This is a genomic window from Streptomyces xiaopingdaonensis, from assembly GCF_000262345.1.
GTDB lineage: Bacteria > Actinomycetota > Actinomycetes > Streptomycetales > Streptomycetaceae > Streptomyces > Streptomyces xiaopingdaonensis.
The window spans coordinates 1-25,724 of sequence record NZ_AJTQ01000167.1; the positions used below are offsets into that span (position 1 = coordinate 1).

Here is a 25,724-nt window from a genome sequence, read left to right on the forward strand (position 1 = left end):
CGTGCACCCGTTGGGCGTCGGGGAGCGCGATCCTCTGGCGCTACCGCGCCAACACCCGGCACCTTCCCGAACTCGCCGACTCCCGGGCCGGCTTCCACATCTGCCGCCCGGTCACGGTCGTCAGGGACACCTCCGAGCTGCTCGCGGTCTGGCTCGCTCCCGGGACCGTCTGCATCAAGCCCGTCCTCGCCGACGGCACCCCGCTCCACCGCGCACCGCTCGCCGACCGCTACACCAGGGCTCGCACCACGGTCCGCACGACCTGGCGGGGCACGGGAGTGCTGAAGCTGGCGCTCGCCGACGAACCCTGGTCCGTCTGGCTCTTCTGGGAGCCCGGCTGGCGGTTCCGCAACTACTACGTCAACCTCGAGGCGCCGCGCACCCGTTGGGTCGGCGGCGTCGACTCGGAGGACCACTTCCTCGACCTCTCGGTGCGCTCCGACGGCACCACCGAGCTCCTCGACGAGGACGAGTTCGAGGCCGCGCAGCGCGCCGGGCTCATGGGCCGCGCCCAGCGCACCCAGGTGCGCTGGGCGCTGGAGCGCGCACGCCGGGCGGTCGCCGAGTGGAGGCCGCCGTTCTGCGACGGCTGGCACCGCTGGCGCCCCCGACCCGACTGGCCGGTACCGGAGTTGCCCGAGGACTGGGACCGTGCTGCACTGGCGCCCCAAAGACGCTCGGCTGCGCTCCCCCCGGCGCCTCCCCCGCGCCCGGATGCCCCTCCGGTCCCGGAAGCGGCGCCGACCACGAACGCAGCCGGTGCGGAGCCGGACGCGCACGGCACACCGTTCAACATTCACCCGGACCGACCTCAGAGCGCCCCTTGATATGCCCCCGTACCGCAAACGTAGGATCAACGTCCGTACTCGTATTTCTACACAACTCCCCTCACCCTTCGGGGACTTGGCGGACGGCCGGAGAGGAACCCAGTGGTGAGCAGCACCGGAGGAGCACCCGCGGCAGGCACGGGCGGGTCGGGCACCGAGCAGCGGCCGGACGTCCCCGCGCAGGGCGCCGCGGTCACGCCCGAGGAGGGCCCCTCTCCGTACGGCGTCTTCGAGCGTGCGGACATAGACCGCACCGGTCAGGCCGAGGCGTTCGACTCCATCGGCGACCGCTACGACGAGGCGTTCCCGCACAAGGACGCACAGGTGGTCTCGGGAAGCTGGCTCGCCGAGCAGCTCCCCGCCGGCTCCCGCCTTCTCGACCTCGGCTGCGGCACCGGCCTGCCGACGGCGCGGCAACTCGTCGACGCGGGGCACGAGGTGATCGGCGTCGACCTCTCGGAGGGCATGCTGAAGCTCTGTCGCGAGCACGTCCCCGAGGCGTCGTTCCACCGCGTGGACATCGCGGACATGGAGGCGAGCGACCTGGGTCCGTTCGACGGCGCGGCCGCCTACTTCTCCCTGCTCATGCTGCCGCGCTCGGAGATTCCCCACGCGCTCGCCATGCTCCACCGGCAGATCCGCGGCGGGGGCCCGCTCGCTCTCGGCATGGTCGAGGCCGACGTCAACGACTTCGCCATTCCGTTCCTGGGCAACACGATCCGGGTATCGGGACACCTGCGGGACGATCTCCGCCGGATCGTCGACGAGGCCGGCTTCGACGTCGTCGACGAGGAGGCCGTCTCCTACGCACCTGCGAGCACGGACGTCCCTCCGGAGATCCAGCTCTTCCTGCACTGCCGGCGACGCCCCTAACAACCGAGCACCTAGCGCTGGGCGCGCGGATGCGCCCCGGATGGATGGAAACCGAACGCGTGACGGAGCACGAGAAGCCTGCGGCGAGCACAGCCGAGTCGTCCCCCTCCGCGAGGGGTGAGACGGGCGACGGCGACTTCAGGCGCGAGCAGGGCAGCAGCCCTCAGCCCGAAGGCGTCGAGGAGACACCCCTGCCCGCGGCCCGTACGAGACCGCGTACGGCGGGGAGTTCGCCCTCCGGCAGCAGCGCCGGAGGGTCGACGGGCCGCGGGCGCAAGTCCTGCGGAAGCTCGCGCGGGAGAAAGTCCGGCCGCGGCGCCGAGGCCGCCGACGCCCCGGGCGAGGAGCCGCAGAAGGAGACGCGGCGTTCCGGTGGGCGCGGCTCTTCCGGTGCGAAGGGCAAGGGCACGCGCAAACGGGCCGCCGGCAAAGGCGGTTCGCGCGCGGGCAGCACTTCGGGCGAGCAGCCGTCGATCCCCGCACCCACCGGCGCCCCGGAGCAGCCGGCCTCCCCCGCGCCGTCCGACGCCCCCGCGTCCGGCGGCTCGGAGAGCGAACCGAGCGAGCGCGAGCGCCGCGGTGGCGACCGGCTCCGCTTCGTCGGCGCCGCGACGCGGCGTATCGCACGCGGCGTCGACCTCGACGAGACGGTCCTCGGCCTCTGCCGCGCCACCGTCCCTGCTTACTCGGACGCCATCCTCGTCTACCTCCGCGACCCGCTCCCCGTCGGCGACGAGCGGCCGACAGGCCCCTTCGTCCTCCGACTGCGGCGCAGCGACCGCATCCCCGAGTACCCGCACGCCCTCGGCGGCCAACCCGGCGCCGAGACCCTGCCAAACCCCCTGCCGACCTCCGCGCCCGAACAGGCGGCCCGCCCCGCGAGCGGTCTCCTCCCCGCCGCGGCGGAGCTCGCCGAGGTGCACACGGGCGGCCCTCTCGCCGAGGTGCTCCGCGGCGTACGCCCCGTCTTCGCCGACGCCTCCCCCGTGAGCGCCGCGCTCCCCGAACTGCTGGGTCCGGACAGGCAGTTGCCCGCGGGCCGGCGTGCGATCCTCGCCCCGCTGCGGGGCAGGCGCCGCGTCATCGGCGCCGCGGTCTTCCTGCGCCGCCCCGACCGGCCGGAGTTCGAGCAGGACGACCTGCTGATCGCCGCGCAGTTGGCGACGCACACCGCGCTCGGCGTCGACAAGGCGGTGCTCTACGGCCGCGAGGCGTACATCGCCGACGAGCTCCAGCGCACCATGCTCCCCGACGAACTCCCGCAGCCGACGGGCGTCCAGCTCGCCAGCCGCTACCTGCCGGCCGCCGAGACGGCTCGCGTGGGCGGCGACTGGTACGACGCCATCCCGCTCCCCGGAAGCCGCGTCGCGCTCGTCGTCGGGGACGTCATGGGTCACTCGATGACGTCCGCCGCGATCATGGGTCAACTGCGCACCACGGCCCAGACGCTGGCAGGGCTCGACCTCCCACCGCAGGAAGTCCTCCACCACCTCGACGAGCAGGCGCAGCGGCTCGGCAGCGACCGCATGGCCACCTGCCTCTACGCCGTGTACGACCCGGTCGCCCACCGGATCGTCGTCGCCAACGCCGGGCATCCGCCGCCGGTGATGCTCCATCGCAGCGGCCGCGCCGAGGTGCTGCGTATACCGGCCGGGGCACCGATCGGCGTAGGAGGCGTGGACTTCGAAGCCGTCGAGCTGGACGCCCCGGCAGGCGCCACGCTGCTCCTCTACACGGACGGCCTCGTCGAGTCCCGCCAGCGCGACGTGTGGACGGGGATCGAGCACCTCCGCGAAAAGCTCGCGGCGACGGCCCGCCTCACGCGCCCCGGCGCCGCCGCGCCTCTCGAACCGCTCTGCGACGAGGTCCTGGACATACTGGGCCCCGGCGACCGGGACGACGACATCGCCCTGCTCGCAGCGAGGTTCGACGGCATCACGCCCAGCGACGTCGCCTACTGGTATTTGGACCCGAGGGCGCAGACGGCGGGTCAGGCACGCCGTCTCGCCCGGCGTGCGCTCGCGCGCTGGGGCCTCACCGAGCTGACGGACCAGGTGGAACTCCTCGTCAGCGAGGTCGTCACCAACGCCGTGCGGTACGCGGAGCGCCCGATAACCCTCCGGCTCCTCCGCACCGACCTGCTCCGCTGCGAGGTCGGCGACGACGTGCCCCAACTGCCCAGGCTCCGCCAGGCACGCGCGACGGACGAGGGAGGACGCGGCCTCTACCTCGTCAACCGGCTGGCTCGCCGCTGGGGCGCCACCCGCCTCTCCACGGGCAAGGTCGTGTGGTTCGAACTCCCCATCCCTCGGGGGGAGTAGTCCGCCTACGCACGTGTGGGCCGCCCCGGAGTCTCCGGGACGGCCCACACGGTGCGCGACGGCGGCTCAGGCGAGCTGGGCCTCGGACTCCAGGGTCGCGCCGACGGCCTGGACGACGGCGGCGATCTTGAACGCCTCCTGGATGGTCTCGCGGTCGACGCCGCCCTTGCGGAGCACCTGCTCGTGCGAGTCGAGGCACTGGCCGCAGCCGTTGATCGCCGAGACGGCGAGCGACCACAGCTCGAAGTCCGTCTTCTCGACACCGGGGTTGCCGATCACGTTCATCCGCAGACCGGCGCGCATCGTGCCGTACTCCGGGTCGGACAGCAGGTGGCGGGTCCGGTAGAAGACGTTGTTCATCGCCATGATGGCGGCGGCCGACTTGGCGGCACCGTACGCCTCGGCGCTGAGGTTCTCCTTGGCCTCCGGCTCCAGCGCACGCAGCACGATCCCGGAGCGGGACGCGAGGGCGCAGGCGAGCACGGTGCCCCAGAGCTGCTGCTTGGGCAGCTCCGAATTGCCTATGACGGAACCGAGGTTGAGCTTGAGGTCCTTCGCGTACTCCGGAAGGGCCTGCTTGAGGTCATCGAGTGCCATGGTTCGTCACTCACCCGCCAGCAGCGCGACCGGGTCGAGGGTCTCGTCGCCCTGGGTCCAGTTGCAGGGGCAGAGCTCGTCGGTCTGGAGCGCGTCGAGGACCCGCAGGACCTCCTTGGGGTTACGCCCGACGGAGCCGGCGGTCACCATGGTGAACTGGATCTCGTTGTTCTGGTCGACGATGAAGACGGCACGCTGCGCGAAGCCGTCGTCGCCGAGGATGCCGAGGGCCGTCGAGAGCTCGCGCTTGGTGTCGGCCATCATCGGGAAGGGCAGGTCGGTCAGGTCCGGGTGGTCCTTGCGCCACGCGTGGTGCACGAACTCCGAGTCGAGCGAGAAGCCGAGGATCTGGGCGTCGCGGTCGGCGAACTCCTCGTTCAGCTTGCCGAACGCGGCGATCTCGGTCGGGCAGACGAACGTGAAGTCCTTCGGCCAGGCGAAGACGACCTTCCACTTGCCCTCGTGGGTCTTGTGGTCGATCTGCTCGAACTCCTTGCCCTTCTCGAGCGAGACGCAGGCAGTCAGGTCGAACTCGGGGAACTTGTCACCGACAGTGAGCAACACGTACTCCTTGCTGATCGGAATGTCCGAATCCTTCAACTTTCGCCGCGCAATGCGTGCTTCACGTAGTTACTTCGGATCTGACGGCATTCCTCGGGGGTTGGACGGGGCCTACATTGCCACAGCGAACATTGATCGCGGAAATAGCTAGAGTTGGTGGCGTTGATCGGAGGTAGTTATCAGTGTCCGCCCCACCCGCCGCAGCTCAACGGGGTCGGCAGCCCACTCTGGCGCAGCTCCGCGCCTTCGCCGCCGTCGCCGAACATCTTCACTTCCGCGAGGCTGCAAGCGCCGTAGGCTTGAGCCAGCCCGCGCTCTCCGGTGCGGTAGCGGCGCTCGAGGAGACGCTCGGCGTGACGCTGCTGGAGCGTACGACGCGCAAGGTACTGCTCTCACCTGCGGGGGAGCGCATCGCCACGCGCACGAAGGGCGTTCTCTACGCCGTCGGTGAGCTGTTGGAGGAGGCCGAGGCGGCACGGGCGCCCTTCACCGGGGTTCTGCGACTCGGAGTAATCCCCACCGTCGCGCCCTATCTGCTGCCGGCCGTCCTCCAGTTGGTCCAGGACGTCTATCCGGACCTCGATCTCCAGGTGCACGAGGAACAGACGGCCTCCCTCCTCGAAGGGCTCGGCCACGGCCGTCTCGACCTGCTCCTGCTGGCCGTACCGCTCCCCCTGCCGCACGGCACCGGCGGTCACGGCCTCACGGAAATACATCTGTACGACGAGGACTTCGTACTCGTCACCCCTCGCGGCCACCCCGACGGCGGGCGCAGCGACGTCCCGAGGTCTATGCTTCGCGAACTCCCCCTCCTCCTGCTCGACGAAGGGCACTGCCTCCGCGACCAGGCGCTCGACGTCTGCCGGGAGGCGGGCCGCGAGGAAGGCGTCGCCACCACCGCAGCGGCGGGACTCTCCACGCTCGTCCAACTCGTCGCGGGCGGCATGGGCGTCACCCTGCTGCCCAGGTCGGCGCAGCGGGTCGAGACGGCGCGCAACCACACGCTCACCACCTCGTACTTCGCCGAACCCGCGCCGTCCCGGAGGGTAGCGGCCGTGATGCGTACCGGGGCCGCGCGGAGCTCGGAGTTCAGCGACTTCGCCGAGGCACTCCGCGGCGCCGTGCGCGACCTTCCCGTACGCCCCGTACGCCCCGTCGACGTCAAGGCCGCGGACGCTCGGTGACAGCTTCCGGTCGCCACGGCCGCAGCCGGTCGGCGCGACGGGGGCCGCCGCGGTTCCGCCGGGCCGGGAAACGCACGGCGGCCCCCGTTCGCACGGAGGCCGCACCGATCTTGCACAGGGAGGAGGCGGTCGGCCCGCTCAATGCGGGTCTTCGTCCTCCTCGGACGGGTCTTTCGGCGGCCGCCCGCGCCGCGGATGGGGACGGGCGTGGCGAGGGAGGCGGCCGGCGTCGGCGAGGGCGCGTCTGAGCACGAAGTCGATCTGCGCGTTGGTGGACCGGAGTTCGTCGGCGGCCCACTTGGCGAGCGCGTCGTGGACGGCCGGGTCCAGCCGCAGCAGCACCTGCTTGCGCTGCCGCGGCCGACGCCCTGCGCCCTCTTCGGCGGAGGTCACTGGTAGAGCGAACTCGTGTTCATCACGGGCTGCGGGGAGCGGTCGCCGCAGAGCACCACGAGCAGGTTGCTGACCATCGACGCCTTGCGTTCCTCGTCGAGCACGACGAAGTCCTGCGCCGTGATGCGCGCGAGCGCGTCCTCGACCATCCCGCAGGCGCCCTCGACGATCTGCTGCCGCGCCGCCACGACCGCACCGGCCTGCTGGCGCTGGAGCATCGCCGAGGCGATCTCGGGTGCGTAGGCGAGGTGCGTGAACCGCGACTCCACGATCGCCACCCCGGCCGCGCTCACTCGCTGCGTCAGCTCCTCGGCGAGCTTCTCCGTGATCTCCTCCGCGTTGCCGCGCAGGGAGAGTTCGGACGCCTCGTGCGCGTCGTACGGGTACTCGATGGCGATGTGCCGGACGGCCGCCTCGGTCTGGGTGGAGACGAACTCCACGTAGTCGTCGACGGAGAACGTCGCCTGAGCGGTGTCCTTCACCTGCCAGACCACGACGGCGGCGAGCTCGATCGGGTTGCCGTAGGCGTCGTTGACCTTCAGCACGGCGGTCTCGTGGTTGCGAACCCGGGTGGAGATCTTGCTCCGGCTCGTCAGCGGGTTCACCCAACGCAGCCCGTCCGTCCGGATGGTGCCCGTGTAGCGCCCGAAGAGCTGGACGACCCTGGCCTCGCCCGGAGCGACCATGTTCAGGCCGGCGGTGAGGAAGACGGAGCCGATCAGCAGCAGCACGCCGACGACGATCAGTACCGCTCCCCCGGCCGTCGTCCCGCCATTGGCGAGGATGCCGCCGCTGATCACCATCGCGATGCTGATCAGCACTCCGAGGAGGCCGACCAGCAGTGCGAGACCGCCGTGGATGCTGTGGGCCGCGACCTCAGCGACGGGTGACTGCGGCTTCCCGGCCTGACCGGCGGGCGGTCGGGCTTCGTTGCTGTCTGCAGGAGTGTCGTTGACGGACATCTTTCCCCCGGTTCTCTGGTTCTCGCCAGCGCTCGAACAAGGCTCCGCTAGCGCTGGCCTAGCAATGTGATAACACTTTACCCGCAAGTCGCGGTCCTGGCCAGTACGGGGGTCCGGCCGGGACCCGGCTTGCTCCGCTGCCGTGGCCGTGCACGCCGTCGACACAGCCGACTCCCGCCGCCGCACCGTCGCTCGACCACGCACGAGACGGCCAGGAGGCCGACCCGAGAGCGAGGCAACCAGCCCCTTTCCCTCCGCGTCACTGGGGGCGGGTCCGGATCCGCTACGGTTGACGCCGCTCGCACAGATGACCGCTGCGCGAGTACGAAAGACGGCTGGGGGGCGAAGATGCGGCACGACCGAGCCCTTCGCCAAGCCGAAGAGGCGCTCTCGACCCGCACCAGGAGCCTCTGGCGAACTCCCCTCGTGCGGCGCACGCTCGCCTTCGCTGCACGCCCGTACCTGGACCCGCCGAGCCCGTCCTCGGTGGTACGTCGCTGGCCGGGTCTCACCGCGCTCTGCTTCGCCACCGTCTTCTTCTGGCTCTCGCTCACGCCGTCGCTCGTCCCTAGACCGTGGTACCTCCAAGGCGTGATCGGCGGCATCACCGCAGCGATCGGCTACGCGATAGGCGCCCTCCTCGACTGGGCGTTCCGCTCCGCACTCCGGCCGCTGCTGCACCGCTTCCCCCGACTACGGCCGCGCGAGCGGTGGCGTGCGTACGCATGGCAGGCGTACTACGTGCTGAGCGTCGGGCTGACGATCCTCACGCTCTCCGAGAGCGCCCGCATGCAGCGCGAACTGCGGCGCCTCCAGGAGATGCCGGAGACGCTCACCTGGCACTCGATGATGATCGCCGTCATGGCGATCATCATCTGCTTCGCGCTGCTCGCCGTCGCCCGGGTCGTGCGTCTGGGCACCCGCAAGCTGATCAGGCTGCTGGGACGCTTCGTCCCGCGGCCGGTGGCGATCCTCGGGGGTCTCGTGATCAGCGCTCTCGTCGTCGTCTTCGGCGCGAGGGACGTCGTCTTCGACCGCGGCGTGATCGACATCGCGGCACGTATCGCCGAGAGCACGGACAAGGGGACGAAGGAGGGCATCGTCCAGTCGGGCTCCCCTTACGTCTCCGGCAGCCCGGACTCCCTGATCTCCTGGGAGGAACTGGGCTACGAGGGACGGAACTTCACCGGCTCCGTCCCCTCGGCCGAGCGCATCACGTCCGTCACGGACCGGCGGGCACAGGAGCCGATACGCGTCTACGTCGGCCGGCGCACCTTCGACGACTTCACCGAGGGCGCGCGGCTCGCCGTCGACGAGCTGGAGCGGACGGGCGCCTTCGACCGCGAGGTCCTCGCCGTAGCCGGCACCACGGGCATGGGCTGGATCAACTCGACGGACGCCGAACCGCTGGAGTTCCTGCACGGGGGCGATACGGCGATCGTGGCGATGCAGTACTCCTACCTGCCGAGCTGGGTCAGCTTCCTCGTCGACAAGGAGCAGGCGGGCCGCGCCAACCGCGCGCTCGTCGCGGCGGTGCGGGAGCGCTGGCTCCAGGTCCCGGAGGAGGACCGTCCGAAGCTCGTCGTCTTCGGCGAGAGCCTCGGTGCCTACGGGGTGGAGGCGGCCTTCGAGAGTCCGGACGACCTGCTCTCCAAGGTGGACGGCGCCGTCCTCGCCGGCTCCCCCAACTTCTCCCCGATCAGGGAGGAGGTGACGGAGCACCGGGACCCCGACACCCCCGTCTGGCTCCCCGAGTACCGGAACGGCCGCAACTTCCGTTTCGCGCAGTGGCCGGAGAAGGACCTCGCGGCGCCGTCCGGCACGTGGCGGCACCCCAGGGTCGTCTACCTCCAGAACGCCTCGGACGCCATCGCCTGGTGGTCGCCGCAACTGGCGCTCACCCGCCCGCAGTGGCTCAAGGAGCCGCTGGGCCGCGACATCACCGAGGAGGTCACGTGGTTCCCCTTCGTCACCTTCTGGCAGACGACGGTGGACATGGCCGTCTCCTACGGCGTCGAGGCACCGCACGGCCACCGCTACGGCACGGCCTCGGTGGAGGCGTGGGCCTCGGTCGTGCCTCCGGCGGGCTGGGCCGAGGCGGACACGGCGAAGCTGAAGCGCTTCATGGACGCGCGCGAGGCACCGTACTGACCCGAAGCCGGACGCCTCGGTGTCAGCCCCTGGACCCGCCTTCGGCGCCGTCGCCCGTGCCGGAGGAGCCCGAACTCCCCTCGCCGGCACCGGAGTCCGCCTCGGCCCGGCCCGCGGGTTCGTGCGGCGGTTCGGGCTCCGCTTCACCTCCAGGGCCGCCCCCGCCCCCTGGAGCGCCGGCTGCCTGCACCTGCCGCCGCGCCTGTTCCTCCGCGTACGCCTTGAGGTAGACGACGACCGTGTTCGAGACGGCGACGAGCGGCACCGCCACAACAGCGCCCGGAATCCCGGCGATCAGGCTTCCGCCCGTCACCGCGAGCACCACGGCGAGCGGATGCACCTGGACCAGCCGTCCGAGGATGAACGGCTGCAGCACATGGCTCTCGATCTGCTGCACGGCGAGGACGACGGCGAGCACCAGCAGCGCGGTGACGAACCCGTTGGTGACGAGCGCGACGAGCACGGCGAGCGCCCCGGAGACGACGGCACCGATGATCGGGATGAAGGCGAAGAGGAAGATGAAGACGGCGAGCGGCACCGCCATCGGCACGTCGAGGAAGTAGATGCCGATCCCGATGAAGACCGCGTCGATGAGGGCGACTATCACCGTGCCGCGCACGTACCCGGTGAGCGTGCGCCAAGCGCGGGGCCCGGCCCCCGCGATGCCCTCGCGCGCCGCGAAGGGGACGAATTTCAGCACCCAGGCCCAGATCTTCCGCCCGTCGTAGAGGAGGAAGAGGGTCACGAACATGGCCAGGAACGCGCCCGTGAAGAACTCGACGAGATAGCCGACGCCCTCGAGGCCGGCGGAGGTCAGCTCGTTGGTGTTGTTGCCGATCCAGTTGCTGAGGTTGCTGGCGATGTCGTTGATCTGGTCCTCGGAGACGTGGAACGGACCTTCCAGCGCCCAGGACTTGAGCTCCTCGATACCCGCCTGCACCTTGTCGGTGAGGGTGTCGAGGTTCTCCATCACCTGCCAGACGACGAACCAGCCGACGAGGCCCATGACGACGAAGCCGCCGATGAAGGTGAGAGCCGTCGCGCTGCCCTGCCCCATCCCCCACTTGCGGAGCTGACGCGTGGTCGGCTGGAGGAGCGCGGTGATCAGCAGCCCCGCCGAGAACGCGACGACGACGAGGCTGACCGCGCTCACGATCTTCATCAGCACGAAGACGACGCCGGCGAGCACCAGCAGCCGCCAACCCGCCTCGGCGGCCACCCGAACCCCCCACGGCACGGCGGCGGCAGGCTCGGGCCGTGCGGAGACGGCAGGCGCGTAGACGGGCGGCGGAGGAACACGCAACTGCTCGGCCTCTTCGGCCGCGTCGCGGGTTACTCCGCCGGGAGCGTCGGTGGGCGGGTCGTTCGGCGAACGCTCGGCGCTCGCCTCCGCGCGCCACTCCGCAGCCCGGGCGGCCATGCGCCGCATCCCGGTCCGCAACCTGTCCAAGCTGCTCGTCATCCGGTTTCCTCCGCCCCCGTTGCTCTCCGTCGCTCGCTCCCGCAGTGCCGGACGTACGGCACTCGCCACCGAGCCCTTTCCGACGGCAGGCCCTGTACGAGCTCGCGCCGGTCCTCCGACCTAGGACGACGTTACAGGCGGGGACGGTTGCCCCCGGGCCGGGCGCGACGTATGAGACACGTGATGCCCCCGGCGGGAACTCCCGCCGGGGGCATCACGTTCGACTGAGAGAGGGCGTTCGCCTACCTCACCGGGTAGGCGCAGCAGCGCCCGGAGTTCGGCAGTGCGACTGCCTCACGTCCCGATCAGTAATAGTTGTTGGCCTGCCAGAAGCTCCATGCGTCGCACGGGCTGCCATACCGGTCGTTCATGTAGTTGAGGCCCCACTTTATCTGCGTGGCCGGGTTGGTACGCCAGTCGGCGCCCGCGGAGGCCATCTTGCTGCCGGGGAGCGCCTGCACGAGGCCGTAGGCACCGGAGGAAGGGTTGCTCGCCTGGTAGTTCCAGCCGGACTCCCGCTCCACGATCTCCGAGAAGCACTGGTACTGGCCGCCGCCGACGATCTGCTGGGCCATCGACTTGATTTCGGCGACGGAGTACGAGGACTGCTGCTCGAAGTCACCGGCGTCGGAGCGGTCGTCGGAACGGCTCGCAGACTGGCTGGCGAGCTGCTCCTCCCGCTCCTTGGCCTTCTTCTCCGCAGCCTTCCTCTTCTTTTCCTCGGCTGCTTTCCGCTTCGCTGCCGCGTCCTCGGCCGCCTGCTTGCGTGCGGCCTCCTCTGCGGTCTTCTTCGCCTCTGCCTGGGCGGCGGTCGACGCGGAGTCGGCCTGCTGAGTCAGCGAAGCGGTCTGTGCCTGGGTCTGCTGACCGGCTGGTATGTCAGCGAGGAGCGTCGCGTCAGCAGCGGTGGCCTCGACGTCTGTCGTCGTCTGGCCCTGGTCGCTGCCCGAGGCCACACCGACGACGGCGCCGACGGTGGTGACCGCGGTGGCGGACGCCACGGCGAATCCCCGGACCGAGATCCGAGCAGTCACACGGTTTCCTTCCAACATGCCCGCTGGGGTGACCTCGCGGGCGCAATCGTGCCCCTGGCACTGACCTCCCTCGTACATGGCCACGGGAGGTACCGGCCCGGTTGGGTCCCCTCGCAAGGAGAACCCGCGTGGTACTTCGGGCGGCATACGGCGGTGACGGGTTTTCAGTTCTAATGCTCAGTGGTGAGCGGTGGTGCAACACCCTCGGGGGTGCGGATGTGCCGTATGCGGGGCCTGACAGAACCCACACCCTGCCGGAAGCGCGTGGGCCGAGGCAATTCCGTGCCGAGTGGGAAAGCTCACAGGGGGTTTGGCCTGGTGGATAGCCGGAAATACGGGCGCGTCGCCCCCGCCACCGCTAGGGTGCCCGCCCTCGCGACTCCCCATCCCCGCAAGGGACTTCGGGCTACGCCCCGCTACCTCGGAGCCGCGGAAACCCCCAGCTCAACGAGGCGGTCTCAGCATATACCCGCCCGTACGCGCGCTGTGTGCCGGGTACCTGACGGACCGTATCGGCCGACTACGGCGAAGCGCCGAGAGGTCCACTCGATCGGATGCTCCCGAGTCCCCCGCTGTGTACGGGAGTTCGCCGGATCGTGCGGGATTCGCCGATTCGGCTGCGGAATGCGGCGTCCGTCCGTTTCTACGGGTTCCACCGGGCCCCACGGATTCCGAAGGCACCCGCCGACGGCCGCCCGGGCCGAACACCTCGCCCCGGGCGGCACGTCGACGGCCGTCGGACTACATCCCCTCCAGCATCTCCGTCACCAACGCCGCGATCGGCGAGCGCTCGGACCGAGTGAGAGTGACGTGTGCGAAGAGGGGGTGCCCCTTCAGCTTCTCCACCACGGCGACGACGCCGTCGTACCGGCCGACACGGAGGTTGTCGCGCTGCGCCACGTCGTGGGTGAGGACCACCCGCGAACCGGTGCCCACCCGGGAGAGGACCGTCAACAGGACGTTGCGCTCCAGGGATTGGGCCTCGTCGACGATGACGAAAGCGTCGTGGAGGGAGCGCCCGCGGATGTGCGTGAGCGGGAGGACCTCCAGCATGCCGCGGGCGTGGACCTCCTCGATCACCTCCCGGCTGGTGACGGCGGAGAGGGTGTCGAGGACCGCCTGGCCCCACGGGTTCATCTTCTCGGCCTCGGTCCCGGGGAGGTACCCGAGGTCCTGGCCGCCGACGGCGTACATCGGGCGAAAGACCATCACCTTGCTGTGCTGCCGCCTCTCCAGCACCGCTTCCAGACCTGCGCAGAGAGCGAGCGCGCTCTTGCCCGTCCCGGCGCGGCCCCCGAGGGAGAGGATGCCGACCTCCGGATCGAGCAGCAGGTCGAGCGCGATCCGCTGCTCGGCGCTGCGCCCCTTGATGCCGAACGCCTCGCGGTCCCCGCGTACGAGCTTGATCCGGCGGTCGGGGGTGACCCGGCCGAGCGCGCGCCCCTTCTCCGACTGGAGCACCAACCCGGTGTGGACGGGGATCTCCGCCGCTTCCGGCACGTGGACGCTCTCCGCCGCGAAGAGCTCGTCGATCTCCTCGCCCGGCAGGGTGAGTTCGGTCATGCCCGTCCAGCCGGAGTCGACACCGACGAGCTCCGCCCGGTACTCCTCCGCGACCAGTCCCACGGCCGACGCCTTGATCCGCAGCGGCAGGTCCTTGGAGACGACGGTGACGTCGGCCCCCTCCGCCTGGAGGTTCCTGGCGACGGCGAGGATGCGCGAGTCGTTGTCACCGAGGCGGAAACCGGCGGGGAGCACCGTCGTGTCCGAGTGGTTGAGCTCGACGCGCAGGGTGCCGCCCACGTCCCCGACGGGGAGAGGGGCGTCGAGCCTGCCGTGTTTGACGCGGTACTCGTCGAGGCGGCGGAGCGCCTGCCTGGCGAAGAACCCGAGCTCGGGGTGGTGGCGCTTGGCCTCCAGTTCGGTGACGACGACCACGGGGAGCACGACCTCGTGCTCCTCGAACCGGTCCATGGCCGCCGGGTCGGCGAGCAGCACGCTGGTGTCGATGACATAGGTGCGGCGCTCGGCCTCGCTGCGCTTCTTGCTTGTCACCACGGGTGGACGTACCCCCTCGGATGAGGTCGGGGAGCGACGGCGTCGCGGAGGAAGAAACCGGACTCGGCCCGCGCGCGGGCCGGCGACCGGCCCTTCACGCCCCTGGCAACCGGCGTGCGCCGTGCACGGCGGGTGCGCGCGTCCGTGGATTGCAAACGGGCCTCCCGGCGGCCGAACCCTCTGGAGAGGGTGCGGCCTTGAGGGGGTATTCCCCGGTCGGCTGGCATGCATGCAACGGCATATGCCCGCGGGCGACGGTCACCTGATGTGACGTCACCGCGCGGGTGGAAGCGCTCCGCCTCCGGAGCGTCGATCTCGTCGTGTCGAGGGGGAGTTGGCCGTTCCGACGGGCGTATCCGCCGCTCAGCCGCCGTACCTCCGGTTGCGTGCCGCGTAGTCGCGGAGGGCGCGGAGGAAGTCGACCTTGCGGAAGGCCGGCCAGAAGACCTCGCAGAAGTAGTACTCCGAGTGTGCGCTCTGCCACAGCATGAATCCGGACAGCCGCTGCTCGCCGCTGGTCCTGATGACGAGGTCCGGGTCGGGCTGGCCGCGGGTGTAGAGGTGCTCGGAGATGTCCTCGACGGTGAGCTCCTCGGCGAGCCGGCCGAGGCTGGCGCCCCGTGCCGCACGGTCGCTCAGCAGGGAGCGCACCGCGTCGGTGATCTCCTGGCGGCCGCCGTACCCGACGGCGACGTTGACGAGTATCCCGTCGACCTCGCCCGCCTGCTCCTCGGCCTCCTTGAGCACCTGCTGGGTACGGCCCGGGAGCAGGTCCAACTGGCCGACGTGGTGGACGCGCCAGCGGCCGTCGGAGGCGAGGTCGCGGACGGTGTCCTCGATGATGCCGACGAGCGGCAGCAGCTCGTTCTCCGGACGGGTGAGGTTGTCGGTGGAGAGAAGCCAGAGCGTGACGACCTCGACGTCCGTCTCCGCGCACCAGCCGAGCAGCTCCTGGATCTTCTCGGCCCCGGCCTGATGCCCCTGCTCCGCGGTGCCGCCGGAGGCCCGCGCCCAGCGCCGGTTCCCGTCGAGGATGACGCCGATGTGCTTGGGCACCCTGGTGTGGTCGAGGCGGTCCTCCACCCGACGCGCATAGAGCTTGTACACCAGGTCGCGCAGCTTCATTGGATGGCCAGCCCTCCATGCCGAGTCCGGGATTCGAGAACCTTACTGCCGCCCACCCGTTCGGCTGAAGCCGGGCTGTTCAGGCGGTCGTTGATAAGAATTGGCACATGACTGACGACACACACGCGCCCTACACCGCCTCCCCGGAGCGCTACGACGCCATGGAGTACCGGCGTACGGGACGATCCGGGCTGAAGCTTCCGGCGATATCCCTCGGACTCTGGCACAACTTCGGGGACGACCGCTCCCTGGAGACGCAGCGAGCGATCCTGCGGCGCGCCTTCGACCTGGGCGTCACCCACTTCGACCTCGCCAACAACTACGGGCCGCCCCCGGGCTCGGCCGAGCTCAACTTCGGCAAGCTCTTCGCCCAGGACTTCCGTCCCTACCGTGACGAACTCGTCATCTCCACCAAGGCCGGCTACCTGATGCACCCGGGGCCGTACGGCGAGTGGGGCTCCCGCAAGTACCTGCTCTCCTCCCTCGACGCCTCGCTGCGGCGGATGGGCCTCGAGTACGTCGACATCTTCTACTCGCACCGCTTCGACCCGGACACCCCGCTCGAGGAGACGATGGGCGCCCTGGCGACCGCCGTCCACCAGGGCAAGGCGCTCTACGCCGGCGTCTCCTCGTACAACGCGCAGCGCACCCGGCAGGCCGCGGCCCTGCTCCGCGAGATGGGCGTGCCCGCGCTGATCCACCAGCCCTCGTACTCGATGATCAACCGCTGGACGGAGGAGGACGGGCTCCTCGACGCGCTGGAGGCGGAGGGCATGGGCTGCATCTCCTTCGCCCCTCTCGCTCAGGGCCTCCTCACCGACCGCTACCTCACCGGCATCCCCGCCGGCTCGCGAGCCTCGCGCGGCACCTCGCTCGACGCGGGGCTCCTCACCGAGGAGGTCCGTCGCCGTCTGCGGGGCCTCGACGAGATCGCCACGAGGCGCGGGCAGACGCTGGCGCAGCTCGCGCTCCAGTGGGTGCTCCGCGATCCGCGGATGACGTCGGCGCTGATCGGGGCGAGCAGCGTCGCCCAGTTGGAGGCGAACGTCACGGCGTTGAGCGGCGGCTCGCTGAGCGAGGAGGAGCTCGCCCGGATCGACGAGTTCGCCGTCTCGGAGCCGGGCGCCAACATCTGGGCGCGCAGCAGCGATTCCTGAGCCTTCGGCTTGCCGACCACCGGCCGGGCTTCATGCGGGTTCGGCCGGATTCAATCCCTGCCGAGGCCGCGCTCGGATCGGAACAGGAGTGGTGTGGTGGCGTCCGCGCCCCCGTCGACCACCCCAGCGCGTGCACTCGCTCACAGTGAGTGACCAAGTGCATGGCGGCATCGACGGGCTCCCCTCTGCGCGCGGACGCCTCCGACGGAGGCTCCGAGCACCAGAAAACCGGGGCTGACCAGGAGAAAGAAGGCGCGCGCTGCAGACACCGGAAAAGAAAGCGGGCCGGTCCGTGGGGGGATACGGACCGGCCCGAGGGGGGGGTTCCACCATAGCCCCTCACAGCGGGTGTTGTGCCCCTTCGCGACCGTGTCGTTTTTGGCCCGGTCCTCAGGCGGCCAGTCCGTGGAGGAGCACCGTCGCCAACGCGCCGCACAGCAGGGAGGGGCCGAGGGCGATATCCGCCTGCCGGGAGCGTCTCCGGGTGAGCAAGAGCACAGCGCCCCACACGCCTGCGGGCAACCACCCGAGAAGTGCGCCCAGCAAGAGCGCTCCCCAGCCGTACCACCCAAGAGCGACCCCGAGCGCGAGCGCGAGCTTGACGTCGCCGTAGCCGAGGGCGGCCGGGTTGGCGAAGTGGATGGCGCCGTAGGCGAAGGCGAGGGCGGCGCCGCCGAGGAGTGCCGTCCGCCAGTCGCCCCCTGCGCGCGGGAAGAGCGCGGCGCAGGCGAGGGCGGTGGCAGTGAGCAGGGCCAGGGGCAGCGTGAGCACGTCGGGCAGTCGCCGGGTCTCGCGGTCGACCGAGGCGAGGAGGAGGCAGAGGGGGGTGGCGAGGAGCCAGGCCGCGAGCTCGGGGCGGGGACCGACGGCGGCCGCGAGCGCTGCGCAGATCGCCGCCCCGCACACGGCGAACCCTGCGGTCCCTGGTCCGTAGGACGAAGCAGGGCCGCACTCGGTACAGCGGGCGCGACCGAGCCACGAGCGGGGTGCCGGACCGAGGGGATGGCCGTCCGGGCAGCTCGTGCGCGGCGGGGCGCCTTCGGGGGCTGCGAGCCGGTAGCGGGCGCGCGGGAGCAGTGCGGCCGTGAGTGCGCCGTACGCGGCGGCGAGGAGGGTGAGCCAGGTGGTCACGGGGCGAGCCTACGCCGTGTCAACTGGGCGTGTGGCGGGGCTGTTTCGGTGCGGTGGTGCGGAGCCCTGTTGCTCCGTTCCGGCGCCTTGTCGTCGGGCGGCGATGTCAGTGGGCGGGCCTACTCTGTAAGACATGAACGGGACTCCGCAGCCGCCGCACGACGCCCCTTCGGCAACAGCGGCCAACGAAGCGATCCGACACTTCGTCGCCGGGCGCACGTCCTGGACGCCCGAGGAGCTCGCCGAGTTGGACCGTCTTCGCGCCGCCTGGCGAGCGGCTGTCAGGGCGGAGGTGGTGCGGGCTGCCTGAGGGCGCCGGGGGCGGGCTGATCGGTCCGGATCGTGCCAACGCCTGCAAGGGGGTCGTCCGTTGGGGCACCGGGGAGCGACGATGACCTGAGGTGATCGCAGGACGGGTGGAAGGCGGAGGGCCCGGTGAGGAGAGCGTGGAGGGGTCGGGGCGCCGCACTCTTGCGAGGCCGCGGCGGAAGGGAGACCTCCGGTTCCGGAGGGCAGGAGGGTTCGGCGGACGCCGACAGCCCACGGGCTGCACTCGCCGGGTCGACGGAGGGGGACGAGGAGGCGGGCGGGCCGCGGGAAGGTGAACCCTCCGCAGAGGAGGACGAGTTCGAGGACGTGGGCCGCGAGCGGGCGCGTCGTGGACGGGGGCGGCTGCTCCTCGCGGCTGCCCTGTTCGCGACGTTGGTGCTCCCCAAGGTGGTGAGCACCGCCGGCACCGTCGACGACTCCGCTCCGCCACCCGCGTCCAGCCCCAACGTGCACACGGCTTCCCCGTCCCCGTCAGGTCCCGGCGAGCCCGACGCCCGGCCGAGCGTGCCGCTTTCACCGCCCGGGCCGCACTCCCCCACGGCCTCGGAGCCGGCGAGCGGTCCACCGAGCAGTGGCCCGCCGCGCAGCCCGCGGAGCACCGCGCTGCCTCCCGGGGCGGATGCCGGGTTCGAGGGGGTCGGGGCGGGGGTCTGCCTCAACGTCCGCGTGGGAGCAGCGGATTGGGCCGAGTCGTCGCCTCGGCGGGCGAAGGTGAGGTGCTCGGCCGAGGACGCCCGCATACGCGTCGCGGAGGTGCGTGAGCGCGGCGAGTGCCCGGAGGGCGACGGGCTCGCCGAGTGGGTCGCGCCCGGCGGTAGGGGCCTCGCGCTCTGTCTGGAGCGTCGGTTCCGTGCGGGGGATTGTCTACTCGCCTCCGACGGTGGGGAGTCGCTTCGGGCTGCGCTGATGTCGGCCCCCACGTGCGGGAGCAGGCCCGTCGGGAACTTCGATCGCCTGCTGCGGGTCGTCGGCGTTCATGGCGACCCGCCTGCCCGGATACCGCAGGGCTTCTGCGCGAAGGGCCCGGGCGACGACAGGCAGTACTGGACATGGCGGGTCGCACGCGGGGAGAAGGTCATCTGCACGGTGGACGCCCGGTAACCGGCCGGGGCCGCCCTGTGCGGGGGGACCCCGCCGACACGGAGGAGTCGAGGCGTCATCTCCGCGTCGCCATCGTCACCGCGATCCCGCCGGCGAGGAGCACGAACGGCAGCGCGAACCAGCCCGCAAGCGCCAGGTACGGAACACCGACGACGCAGGCGACGAGAGAGTAGGCGGCCGAGACGACGGAGAGCCCGCACTGGGTGCGCGGCGGCCCCTCCCGGTTGAGGCGCACGACGAGGGCCGCACAGACCGCCGCCCACAGCGCGGCGCGTGGTTCGCCGAAGGTGAGGTGCTCCCAGAGGTCGACGGCGTACGTGTACCAGCCCTCGCCGAGCAGGACTTCCCGCAGTTCGCCGAACCCCTGGGCGTACTCGGGGAGTCGGGCGCCGGGCGCCGTCACGGCGTTCACGCCCGCCAGGTCGTCGCGGAAGAGCTCCGTGACGAGGAGGACCGCGAAGCCGAGCGCGTGGGCGATGCCGGTGGCCCAACCGACGGTGGTGCGGAGAGGGTTGGTGCCGTTCTCGGCAGTAAGGCGCGGGGCGGTCGACGTTCGGCGTGCGGTCGAAGAGGACGGCCGGTCCGTCCGTGTCGGGGAGTCGCGTTCGTGTGGCGGGGCTGTCGAGGCAGGGTCCCCGCGCGTGGCCTCTCGCGACGCGTCCTTCTCCGCTGTACGTCCCGGCTTCGCCCCCGACACCCGCCCGTCCCTTCTCACCGCGCCGTCTCCGGTCCCGTCCCGCCAACTTTCCTTGACCGGCGTTCACTTCGCCGTCGGGTTCTTGTGCGCTACGAGGTGGCGGGCGTCCGATCCCTACCCAGCAAGGAGCGGTCCGCCACTGGTGCGTGCGGGGCGGTACGAGTCCCTGTTGGTGTGCGACCACCGGCGTTGCACCAAGGCGCTTTGACGCGAACACCGTCGTGCGGCGTGGCTAACATAGCCCTGTCCAAAACGGACGTTCGAGCAAGCGGCGGGCCGACGCAGAGGGGGAGCGGATGTCGTTTGAAGAAGAGTGGTCGGATCTGGTCAGAAGTTCGCAGGAACGCCAGTCGACCGGGATGCAGCTCAACCAGGCCACCACACCGGACACGGCTCCGTCGGGCAGCAGCTACAGTCCCGACCTCGTCGTCCACGACGACCAACTCGGCAAGATCGGCAATACCGCGGCGTCCCTCTTCCGGAAGATCCAGAAGGAAGGGGACGAGGCGCGCGAGGAGACCTTCGAAGCGGCCACGAGCCTCACCAACCAGGAGGTCGACATGGGCTCGGCGCTCCTCGCCGTGCACGATGCGTGGAACACCCAGACGGGCACCGTCAAGGAGGCGTGCGCCCACATCTCCAACCACCTCGACTTCACGCGCAAGTCGCACGACCAGGACGAGGACAAGATCCGTACGGAGATGCGCGATGTGGCCGGCAAGAACATGACGCCGTCCCGTATCCAGGACTACATAGGCTGAGGGGGAACCTATGGCCACGGAGCGGTTGAGTTTTCAGGCTCTCGACACTTTGAAACTGGGGAAGTTGAAGAAGGCCGTCGACGCCTGGACGGACATGCGGACGAAACTGGGCGACATCGCCGAAGGGGGCGACGGCGGCCCAGTTGGAACGCATGACCGCGGGGGCCGACTGGTCGGGGGCGAACGCCCAGATCACCCAGAAGTTCACCAAGCAGACCGCAGAGCAGGTCCGCAAGATGGCCGAGCAGGCGGAAAGCGTCCGCGTCGTGCTCAGCGGCGCGCACTCGGCGTTCCAGGGCCACAAGACGGATTTGCAGAACGAGGTCGAGGACGCGGCGAAGAAGGACGTGCTCGTCCTCTCCGACGGCAAGATCGTGCCGATCGGCCCCTCGGGTCAGAACCCGGATGCGAAGCCCCCGACACAGGGCACGATCGACGGAGTAAAGGCACGGATCGACAAGATTCTTGAAGATGCAGGACACGACAACGGCATCGCCCGCCGTGGTCTGGAGAAGCTTGCCAAGGACCCGTACAGCTTCGCGGACATCTCCTACAAGAGTCTTGAGGACGCCGACTCGGAGCAGGGCGCCAAGGACGCAGAGGAAGCGGCCGGCCTCATGCGCCGCAAGGACAAACTCACCGGCCCCCAACTGGCCCAGTTGGAAGAGCTGTTGGAGCGCCAGCACAACAACCCGGCGTTCGCCGAGAAGCTCGCGACCGAAATGGGCCCGGAGGGCGTGCTCCAGTTCTGGAGGAGCGTCGCCGATCCGGGGCAGGGCGACACCCCGACGGGCGCCCGCTCCGACGCGCTGGGCCGCGTTCAGGACCAACTCAGTCTGACCCTCGCCACCGCTTCCCACGTCGACACCCCGGCGATGGAGGAGTGGAAGAAGAACTTCATCGAAGCCGGTTCAAAGCAGTTCGGGCACCCCGACATCATGGCGAAGGGCTGGGGGTTCCAGTACGCCAGCGCCCTGATGGGCAAGGGGAAGTTCGACACCGACTTCCTCGACCAGTACGGCGACGCCTTGCTGAAGTTCGAGAAGGAGAAGACGAAGGGCGCTTTCGACCCGGCCGGCCTCTGGGCCAACCCGGCGGGCGGCAGCCCCGTCATCAACCACTCGGGCAAGGACCCGATGACCGACCCGATGACGGGCTTCCTCAAGGCAACCAGCCACAATCCGGAGTTCGCGAGCGAGCTCTTCGACGACAAGGAGACGGCCAAGTACCTCCTCAACGACCGCGAGTACTACCCGGAGGACTCCCCGCACAACCCGGACAGGTCCGAGCTCAAGGGACGCGCTTCCGTCAACGCCCTGGGGGATGCGTTGTTCGCGGGTGGGAGCGGGGTGGACCCGGATGAGAAGGGAGCGGATTACGTCACCCACGACTCCGGACACAAGCGGGTGCTCGACAACGCCCTGTCCGTCCTCGGCGAGCAGAAGGACGAGATGGCGCCCGAACTCCGCGACGACATGGCGAAGTTGCTCGTCAACCACGGGAACGGAATCAACGAGACCATGTCGATCCAGGACCCGGGGCCTGGGGACGAGCGGTACGTCGACCACGGCGACCTGGCTCAAGTCACGAAACAGATTTCCCGGGACCCGCAGGCTCACGGCATCCTGCAGGACGGAATTGCCCAGCACATCGCTCGGGACATGAATGATATCGGCGATACGTCCGACAAAGCACAGAATGCCGCTCTGACAAAAGCGGGAACGACGCTCGGCTTCATGGAGGAAGCCCGGTATCAGGCTTTGGAGACGGACAAGGACGACCCTGCTTGGACGGCCCGGATGGCCTACCACGGATTCGGAAGCGTTGTCGGGGAAATTCCCGTGGTCGGAGACGTAGCACAGCGGGGAGTTGACAGCCTAACCGAGCAGTGGCGAATGCATAAAGAGGAAGAGATCAACGAGGCGCACAGCGAGGACATGGAATCTTCAGGACAGACCAGGACCGCCAAGAGCTACGAGCTTTTCGACTACTGGAACGACATCACCGGGCGGTACGATGACAACCTCTCGAAGGAAGAAAAGCTCGAAAAGTACGACGACAGGTCTGATCACCTGTCAGGTGTTGACGAAGGTCAAAAGGCATTCCGCCGCAGCGCCGGCGAAAAGCCGTAGGGGCACCGCAACCGACACACGACTCGCCATGTGCAATCGGAGGGAGAGCATCCCGGTGGACGCTCGATATTCCGTTTTTAAGTGTCTCTTGAAACCGAAACGGCGTCGCCTTGGATATCTGGTCTTCGTGGCGACGCTGAGCTTCAGCCTGCCTAGTTGCGGTATCGGCGGCGTCGACGCCCCTGACAAGGTGTGCGGCGCGAAGGTGGATCCGGAACTGCTCGAAAATTTGCTTCCTGCTGACGACGAGTACCACGAGACGCGCAATGACACGATGCCGGAATACCATGGGCGTGAGTGCATCGTCAAGACCGGAGAAGGGCACGAAATAAGGATTAGGGACGAACTGGCCCCCGACGGCATCGACCCGCTGAAGGCGCTCGGCAGCACCGTGAAACGTCTCGAAAATCCTGAGAGGATATCCATCGGCCACGAGGCGGCTGTTGGCGACACCGGTATCATCGCCCATGCCCACTGCAAATTTCGCCCCGAGTCGACAGCAAATATCGAAGATGGGGAATATGTAATCATAGTGAAACTCTGGCACGATGAAGTGGTGGTGGAGAAGGCAACCGACAAATACCGCAAAGACCTTGTTCGGTTCGCCAAGAATTACTTTCCCAACGCGATGAAGGCTCGGGGCTGCCGCGGCGCTTGACCACCGCAGGGCGAAGGCACGGGGACAGGCGAGTCGGCAACGCTGAGCATGACCACCCGGTGATGGGCAGCTCTCATGGTGCACCGAGAAATCCTCGTCCGCTTCGCCGCCAAGTTCCCACCTCGCGCACAAAAGGGCCTTAGGCTGCCGCAACGCCCGCCCCAAGTACACGTACAGCAGGGCCACCTGAGGACGGAGCCGATAATCAGCGGCCGTGCGCCGCTACCGCTTCAAGCCCCGGGGCATGCCCGTTGCGGAGCGGGCATCGCCAATGCCTCACGCACGCACCCGAGTTCGCACCACCACCGCCCCCACCCACCACCTCCACACCTCTACCCGCGTAGCGCATCCGATGGCATGCTCGCCTCAATTCATCCTTCCCCCACAGGAGGAGCCCACCGATGCGCATCAGAACGATCGCCGTTCCGCTCGCCGTCACGGCGGCCATGCTCGTCGCGCCCGGGGTCGCGGCGGCCGACTCCGGGGCCGGCACCACGCATGTCTCCGGCCTCGCGGGGGCCTCGGCGGCGCAGGTCGAAGTCGCCCGCAGCGGGGACCGGTTGCACACGGAGGCGACGCGGACGCAGGCGTCGAAGACGCTCGAAGTCGACTACCAGGTGCAGGAGACGGGGTACTGGTGCGGTCCCGCCGCGACCCGTATCGCCCTCTCGGCGCGCACCGCCCCGCCAAGCCAGGCCGACCTGGCGGCGCAGCTCGGCACGACGGAGAACGGGACGGACGACATCAGCCAGGTGACCGAGGTGCTCAATGCCAACCTCGGGGAGGGCTGGTACGAGTCGAAGTACATGCCCAACGACCCGCCGACGCAGGAAGAACGGGACCTGCTGTGGCAGGACGTCGTCACCGACGTCGACAACGGGTACCCGCTCGTCACCAACATCGTCGCGCCGCCCGGCAACCAGCCTCCCGGCTACCCGTCGGACCAGACGATCTACCACTACTTCACGGTCATCGGCTACGACGACGCCAACCAGTCGGTGCTCATCGCCGACCCGGCCTCGTTCTCCGGCAACCAGATCTACTGGCTCTCCTTCGACCAACTCGCCACGCTCATACCACCGAAGGGCTACGCGGCCTGAACCGCCGCCGGGCCCGGCACCCGCGGGGCGCCGGGCCCGCTCGCGTTCCCTCGATCGCGCCACCACGCGGCGAAGCCCGAGTTCACCCTCGTCCGCTTTTCCCCCTTTTGCACGCATCCGCCCCCTCCTCTACCGTCGTGAGAGTCGCGGAAGCAGACCGGTGCGCGGGCGTTCGTCGCCGTGCGCTGCCGAGTGCGCGCCGCCGTGTCGGAGGCCGCGAGGCCGTCGGCTCGGGGCCGGGCGTGCTGCGTCGGCTTGTACCGAGGAGACCCGATGGCGAGCGTGACGACCTACGACGGGGCGAAGATCTTCTACAAGGAGTCCGGAACCGGGCCTCCTGTGGTCTTCAGCCACGGCTGGCCGCTCCACGCCGACGTGTGGGACGCGCACATGGCGCTCGTCGCCTCCCACGGGTTCCACGCCGTCGCGCACGACCGGCGGGGCCACGGGCGCTCGACGCAGACGTGGCGCGGCAACGACCTCAACACCTACGCGGACGACCTCGCGCAGGTCATCGAGGCGCTCGGACTCCGCGAGGTCACGCTCGTCGGGCACTCGGCGGGCGGCAGCGAGATCGCCCGCTACGTCGGTCGGCACGGGACGTCGCGCGTCGCGCGGGTCGTACTGCTCGGGTCGGTCTCCCCGCAGGTCCGGCGGACGGAGGCGAACCCGCTCGGGCTGGCGCCGAGCGTCCTCGACACGGTGCGGGAGTCGATGCGCACCCGTCGCTCCGGCTTCTTCCAGGCGCTCACCCGGACGTTCTTCGGCGCCAACCGCCCGGGGCACACCGTCACCAGTCAGGAGCGCGAGGCGTACTGGCTCATGAGCATGGCGCTCGGGACCAAGGGCGCCTCGGAGGGCGTCGAGTCGCTCTTCGGCGCCGACCTCACCGAGGACCTCCGCCGGGTCGACGTCCCGACGCTCGTCCTGCACGGGGACGAGGACCAGATCGCGCCGCTGGAGGCGACGGGCCGCAGGTCCGCCTCGCTCGTCCCCGGCGCGGCGCTCCGGGTCTACCCGGGCGCTCCGCACGCCTTCGCCGGCATGCGCAGCTACCGCGAGCCGCTCGGCCGGGACCTGCTCGGCTTCCTCCGCTCCTGAGCGGAGGC

22 protein-coding genes and 1 pseudogene are annotated in these 25,724 nt (G+C 69.9%); 13 read left to right on the top strand and 10 right to left on the bottom strand.

Features of this window, described 5'->3' with window-relative positions:
• The 3 genes and pseudogenes from UWG_RS30005 to UWG_RS0113205 all read left to right on the top strand — a co-directional run.
• Window positions 1–656, top strand: a pseudogene (locus UWG_RS30005) (ribonuclease FAU-1 family protein); the annotation flags it as partial.
• A 414-nt stretch (window positions 657–1,070) separates the two neighbouring features.
• Window positions 1,071–1,700, top strand: coding sequence for a class I SAM-dependent DNA methyltransferase (locus UWG_RS0113200; RefSeq protein ID WP_050988566.1), 630 nt, complete (start codon window positions 1,071–1,073; stop codon window positions 1,698–1,700).
• Window positions 1,701–1,729: 29 nt separating this feature from the next.
• A complete protein-coding gene (locus tag UWG_RS0113205; RefSeq protein ID WP_016907687.1) occupies window positions 1,730–4,021 on the top strand; it encodes a SpoIIE family protein phosphatase in 2,292 nt (763 codons plus the stop codon).
• 66 nt (window positions 4,022–4,087) lie between these two features.
• On the opposite strand, the gene UWG_RS0113210 is transcribed toward UWG_RS0113205, so the two are convergent.
• Both UWG_RS0113210 and UWG_RS0113215 read right to left on the bottom strand, forming a co-directional pair.
• The gene (locus tag UWG_RS0113210) at window positions 4,088–4,618 is read right to left on the bottom strand and encodes an alkyl hydroperoxide reductase (protein WP_016907688.1); all 531 of its coding nucleotides are present in this window, start codon (window positions 4,616–4,618) and stop codon (window positions 4,088–4,090) included.
• A gap of 6 nt (window positions 4,619–4,624) precedes the next feature.
• Window positions 4,625–5,179, bottom strand: a complete 555-nt coding sequence (locus UWG_RS0113215) for a peroxiredoxin (RefSeq protein ID WP_019545326.1) — start codon at window positions 5,177–5,179, stop codon at window positions 4,625–4,627.
• 182 nt (window positions 5,180–5,361) lie between these two features.
• Here UWG_RS0113215 and UWG_RS30010 point away from each other — a divergent pair, with 182 nt between their 5' ends.
• Window positions 5,362–6,363 carry a hydrogen peroxide-inducible genes activator gene (locus UWG_RS30010; protein WP_078495650.1) on the top strand — a complete coding sequence of 334 codons (1,002 nt, stop codon included), beginning with the start codon at window positions 5,362–5,364 and terminating at the stop codon, window positions 6,361–6,363.
• Window positions 6,364–6,501: 138 nt separating this feature from the next.
• Here UWG_RS30010 and UWG_RS0113225 read toward each other — a convergent pair whose 3' ends face one another.
• Window positions 6,502–6,756: a type II toxin-antitoxin system antitoxin gene (locus UWG_RS0113225; RefSeq protein ID WP_016907691.1), complete on the bottom strand. Its 255-nt coding sequence runs from the start codon at window positions 6,754–6,756 to the stop codon at window positions 6,502–6,504.
• Complete coding sequence (locus UWG_RS0113230; RefSeq protein ID WP_016907692.1) at window positions 6,753–7,718, bottom strand: SPFH domain-containing protein; 966 nt, start codon at window positions 7,716–7,718, stop codon at window positions 6,753–6,755. Before UWG_RS0113230 ends, UWG_RS0113225 begins: the two co-directional genes overlap by 4 nt.
• Before the next feature lie 426 nt (window positions 7,719–8,144).
• On the opposite strand from UWG_RS0113230, the gene UWG_RS0113235 reads away from it, so the two are divergent.
• Complete coding sequence (locus UWG_RS0113235; RefSeq protein WP_016907693.1) at window positions 8,145–9,869, top strand: alpha/beta hydrolase; 1,725 nt, start codon at window positions 8,145–8,147, stop codon at window positions 9,867–9,869.
• Between the two features lie 22 nt (window positions 9,870–9,891).
• Here the strand turns inward: UWG_RS0113235 and UWG_RS0113240 are convergent, their stop codons facing one another.
• From UWG_RS0113240 to UWG_RS0113255, 4 genes are all read right to left on the bottom strand, one after another.
• Complete coding sequence (locus tag UWG_RS0113240; RefSeq protein ID WP_016907694.1) at window positions 9,892–11,331, bottom strand: AI-2E family transporter; 1,440 nt, start codon at window positions 11,329–11,331, stop codon at window positions 9,892–9,894.
• 305 nt (window positions 11,332–11,636) lie between these two features.
• Window positions 11,637–12,383 (bottom strand): aggregation-promoting factor C-terminal-like domain-containing protein, encoded by a 747-nt coding sequence (locus UWG_RS0113245; protein WP_033196117.1) that lies wholly within the window; start codon window positions 12,381–12,383, stop codon window positions 11,637–11,639.
• A gap of 723 nt (window positions 12,384–13,106) precedes the next feature.
• Window positions 13,107–14,423 carry a PhoH family protein gene (locus tag UWG_RS0113250; RefSeq protein WP_016907696.1) on the bottom strand — a complete coding sequence of 439 codons (1,317 nt, stop codon included), beginning with the start codon at window positions 14,421–14,423 and terminating at the stop codon, window positions 13,107–13,109.
• Window positions 14,424–14,786: 363 nt separating this feature from the next.
• Window positions 14,787–15,548 (bottom strand): isoprenyl transferase, encoded by a 762-nt coding sequence (locus UWG_RS0113255; protein ID WP_016907697.1) that lies wholly within the window; start codon window positions 15,546–15,548, stop codon window positions 14,787–14,789.
• Window positions 15,549–15,655: 107 nt separating this feature from the next.
• Between UWG_RS0113255 and mgrA the strand changes: the two genes are divergently transcribed.
• Complete coding sequence (gene mgrA / locus UWG_RS0113260) at window positions 15,656–16,705, top strand: L-glyceraldehyde 3-phosphate reductase (RefSeq protein ID WP_016907698.1); 1,050 nt, start codon at window positions 15,656–15,658, stop codon at window positions 16,703–16,705.
• Window positions 16,706–17,095: 390 nt separating this feature from the next.
• Here the strand turns inward: mgrA and UWG_RS0113265 are convergent, their stop codons facing one another.
• A complete protein-coding gene (locus tag UWG_RS0113265; protein WP_016907699.1) occupies window positions 17,096–17,836 on the bottom strand; it encodes a prepilin peptidase in 741 nt (246 codons plus the stop codon).
• Between the two features lie 133 nt (window positions 17,837–17,969).
• Between UWG_RS0113265 and UWG_RS33375 the strand changes: the two genes are divergently transcribed.
• On the top strand, window positions 17,970–18,146 hold the full coding sequence (locus tag UWG_RS33375; RefSeq protein WP_193386446.1) for a hypothetical protein: 177 nt from the start codon (window positions 17,970–17,972) through the stop codon (window positions 18,144–18,146).
• Between the two features lie 686 nt (window positions 18,147–18,832).
• Window positions 18,833–19,267 (top strand): hypothetical protein, encoded by a 435-nt coding sequence (locus tag UWG_RS33040; RefSeq protein ID WP_157838555.1) that lies wholly within the window; start codon window positions 18,833–18,835, stop codon window positions 19,265–19,267.
• A gap of 55 nt (window positions 19,268–19,322) precedes the next feature.
• Here UWG_RS33040 and UWG_RS0113275 read toward each other — a convergent pair whose 3' ends face one another.
• Window positions 19,323–19,964 carry a hypothetical protein gene (locus UWG_RS0113275; protein ID WP_016907700.1) on the bottom strand — a complete coding sequence of 214 codons (642 nt, stop codon included), beginning with the start codon at window positions 19,962–19,964 and terminating at the stop codon, window positions 19,323–19,325.
• Between the two features lie 359 nt (window positions 19,965–20,323).
• On the opposite strand from UWG_RS0113275, the gene UWG_RS0113280 reads away from it, so the two are divergent.
• The 5 genes from UWG_RS0113280 (at window position 20,324) to UWG_RS0113300 (ending at window position 25,716) form a co-directional block, all read left to right on the top strand.
• Window positions 20,324–20,725 (top strand): hypothetical protein, encoded by a 402-nt coding sequence (locus tag UWG_RS0113280; RefSeq protein WP_016907701.1) that lies wholly within the window; start codon window positions 20,324–20,326, stop codon window positions 20,723–20,725.
• A gap of 143 nt (window positions 20,726–20,868) precedes the next feature.
• A complete protein-coding gene (locus UWG_RS0113285) occupies window positions 20,869–22,857 on the top strand; it encodes a DUF6571 family protein (protein WP_157838556.1) in 1,989 nt (662 codons plus the stop codon).
• Between the two features lie 127 nt (window positions 22,858–22,984).
• Window positions 22,985–23,515, top strand: a complete 531-nt coding sequence (locus UWG_RS0113290) for a hypothetical protein (RefSeq protein ID WP_016907703.1) — start codon at window positions 22,985–22,987, stop codon at window positions 23,513–23,515.
• A 401-nt stretch (window positions 23,516–23,916) separates the two neighbouring features.
• Window positions 23,917–24,615 (top strand): C39 family peptidase, encoded by a 699-nt coding sequence (locus UWG_RS0113295; RefSeq protein WP_016907704.1) that lies wholly within the window; start codon window positions 23,917–23,919, stop codon window positions 24,613–24,615.
• Window positions 24,616–24,888: 273 nt separating this feature from the next.
• Window positions 24,889–25,716, top strand: coding sequence for an alpha/beta fold hydrolase (locus UWG_RS0113300; protein ID WP_016907705.1), 828 nt, complete (start codon window positions 24,889–24,891; stop codon window positions 25,714–25,716).
• Window positions 25,717–25,724 lie beyond the last annotated feature (8 nt).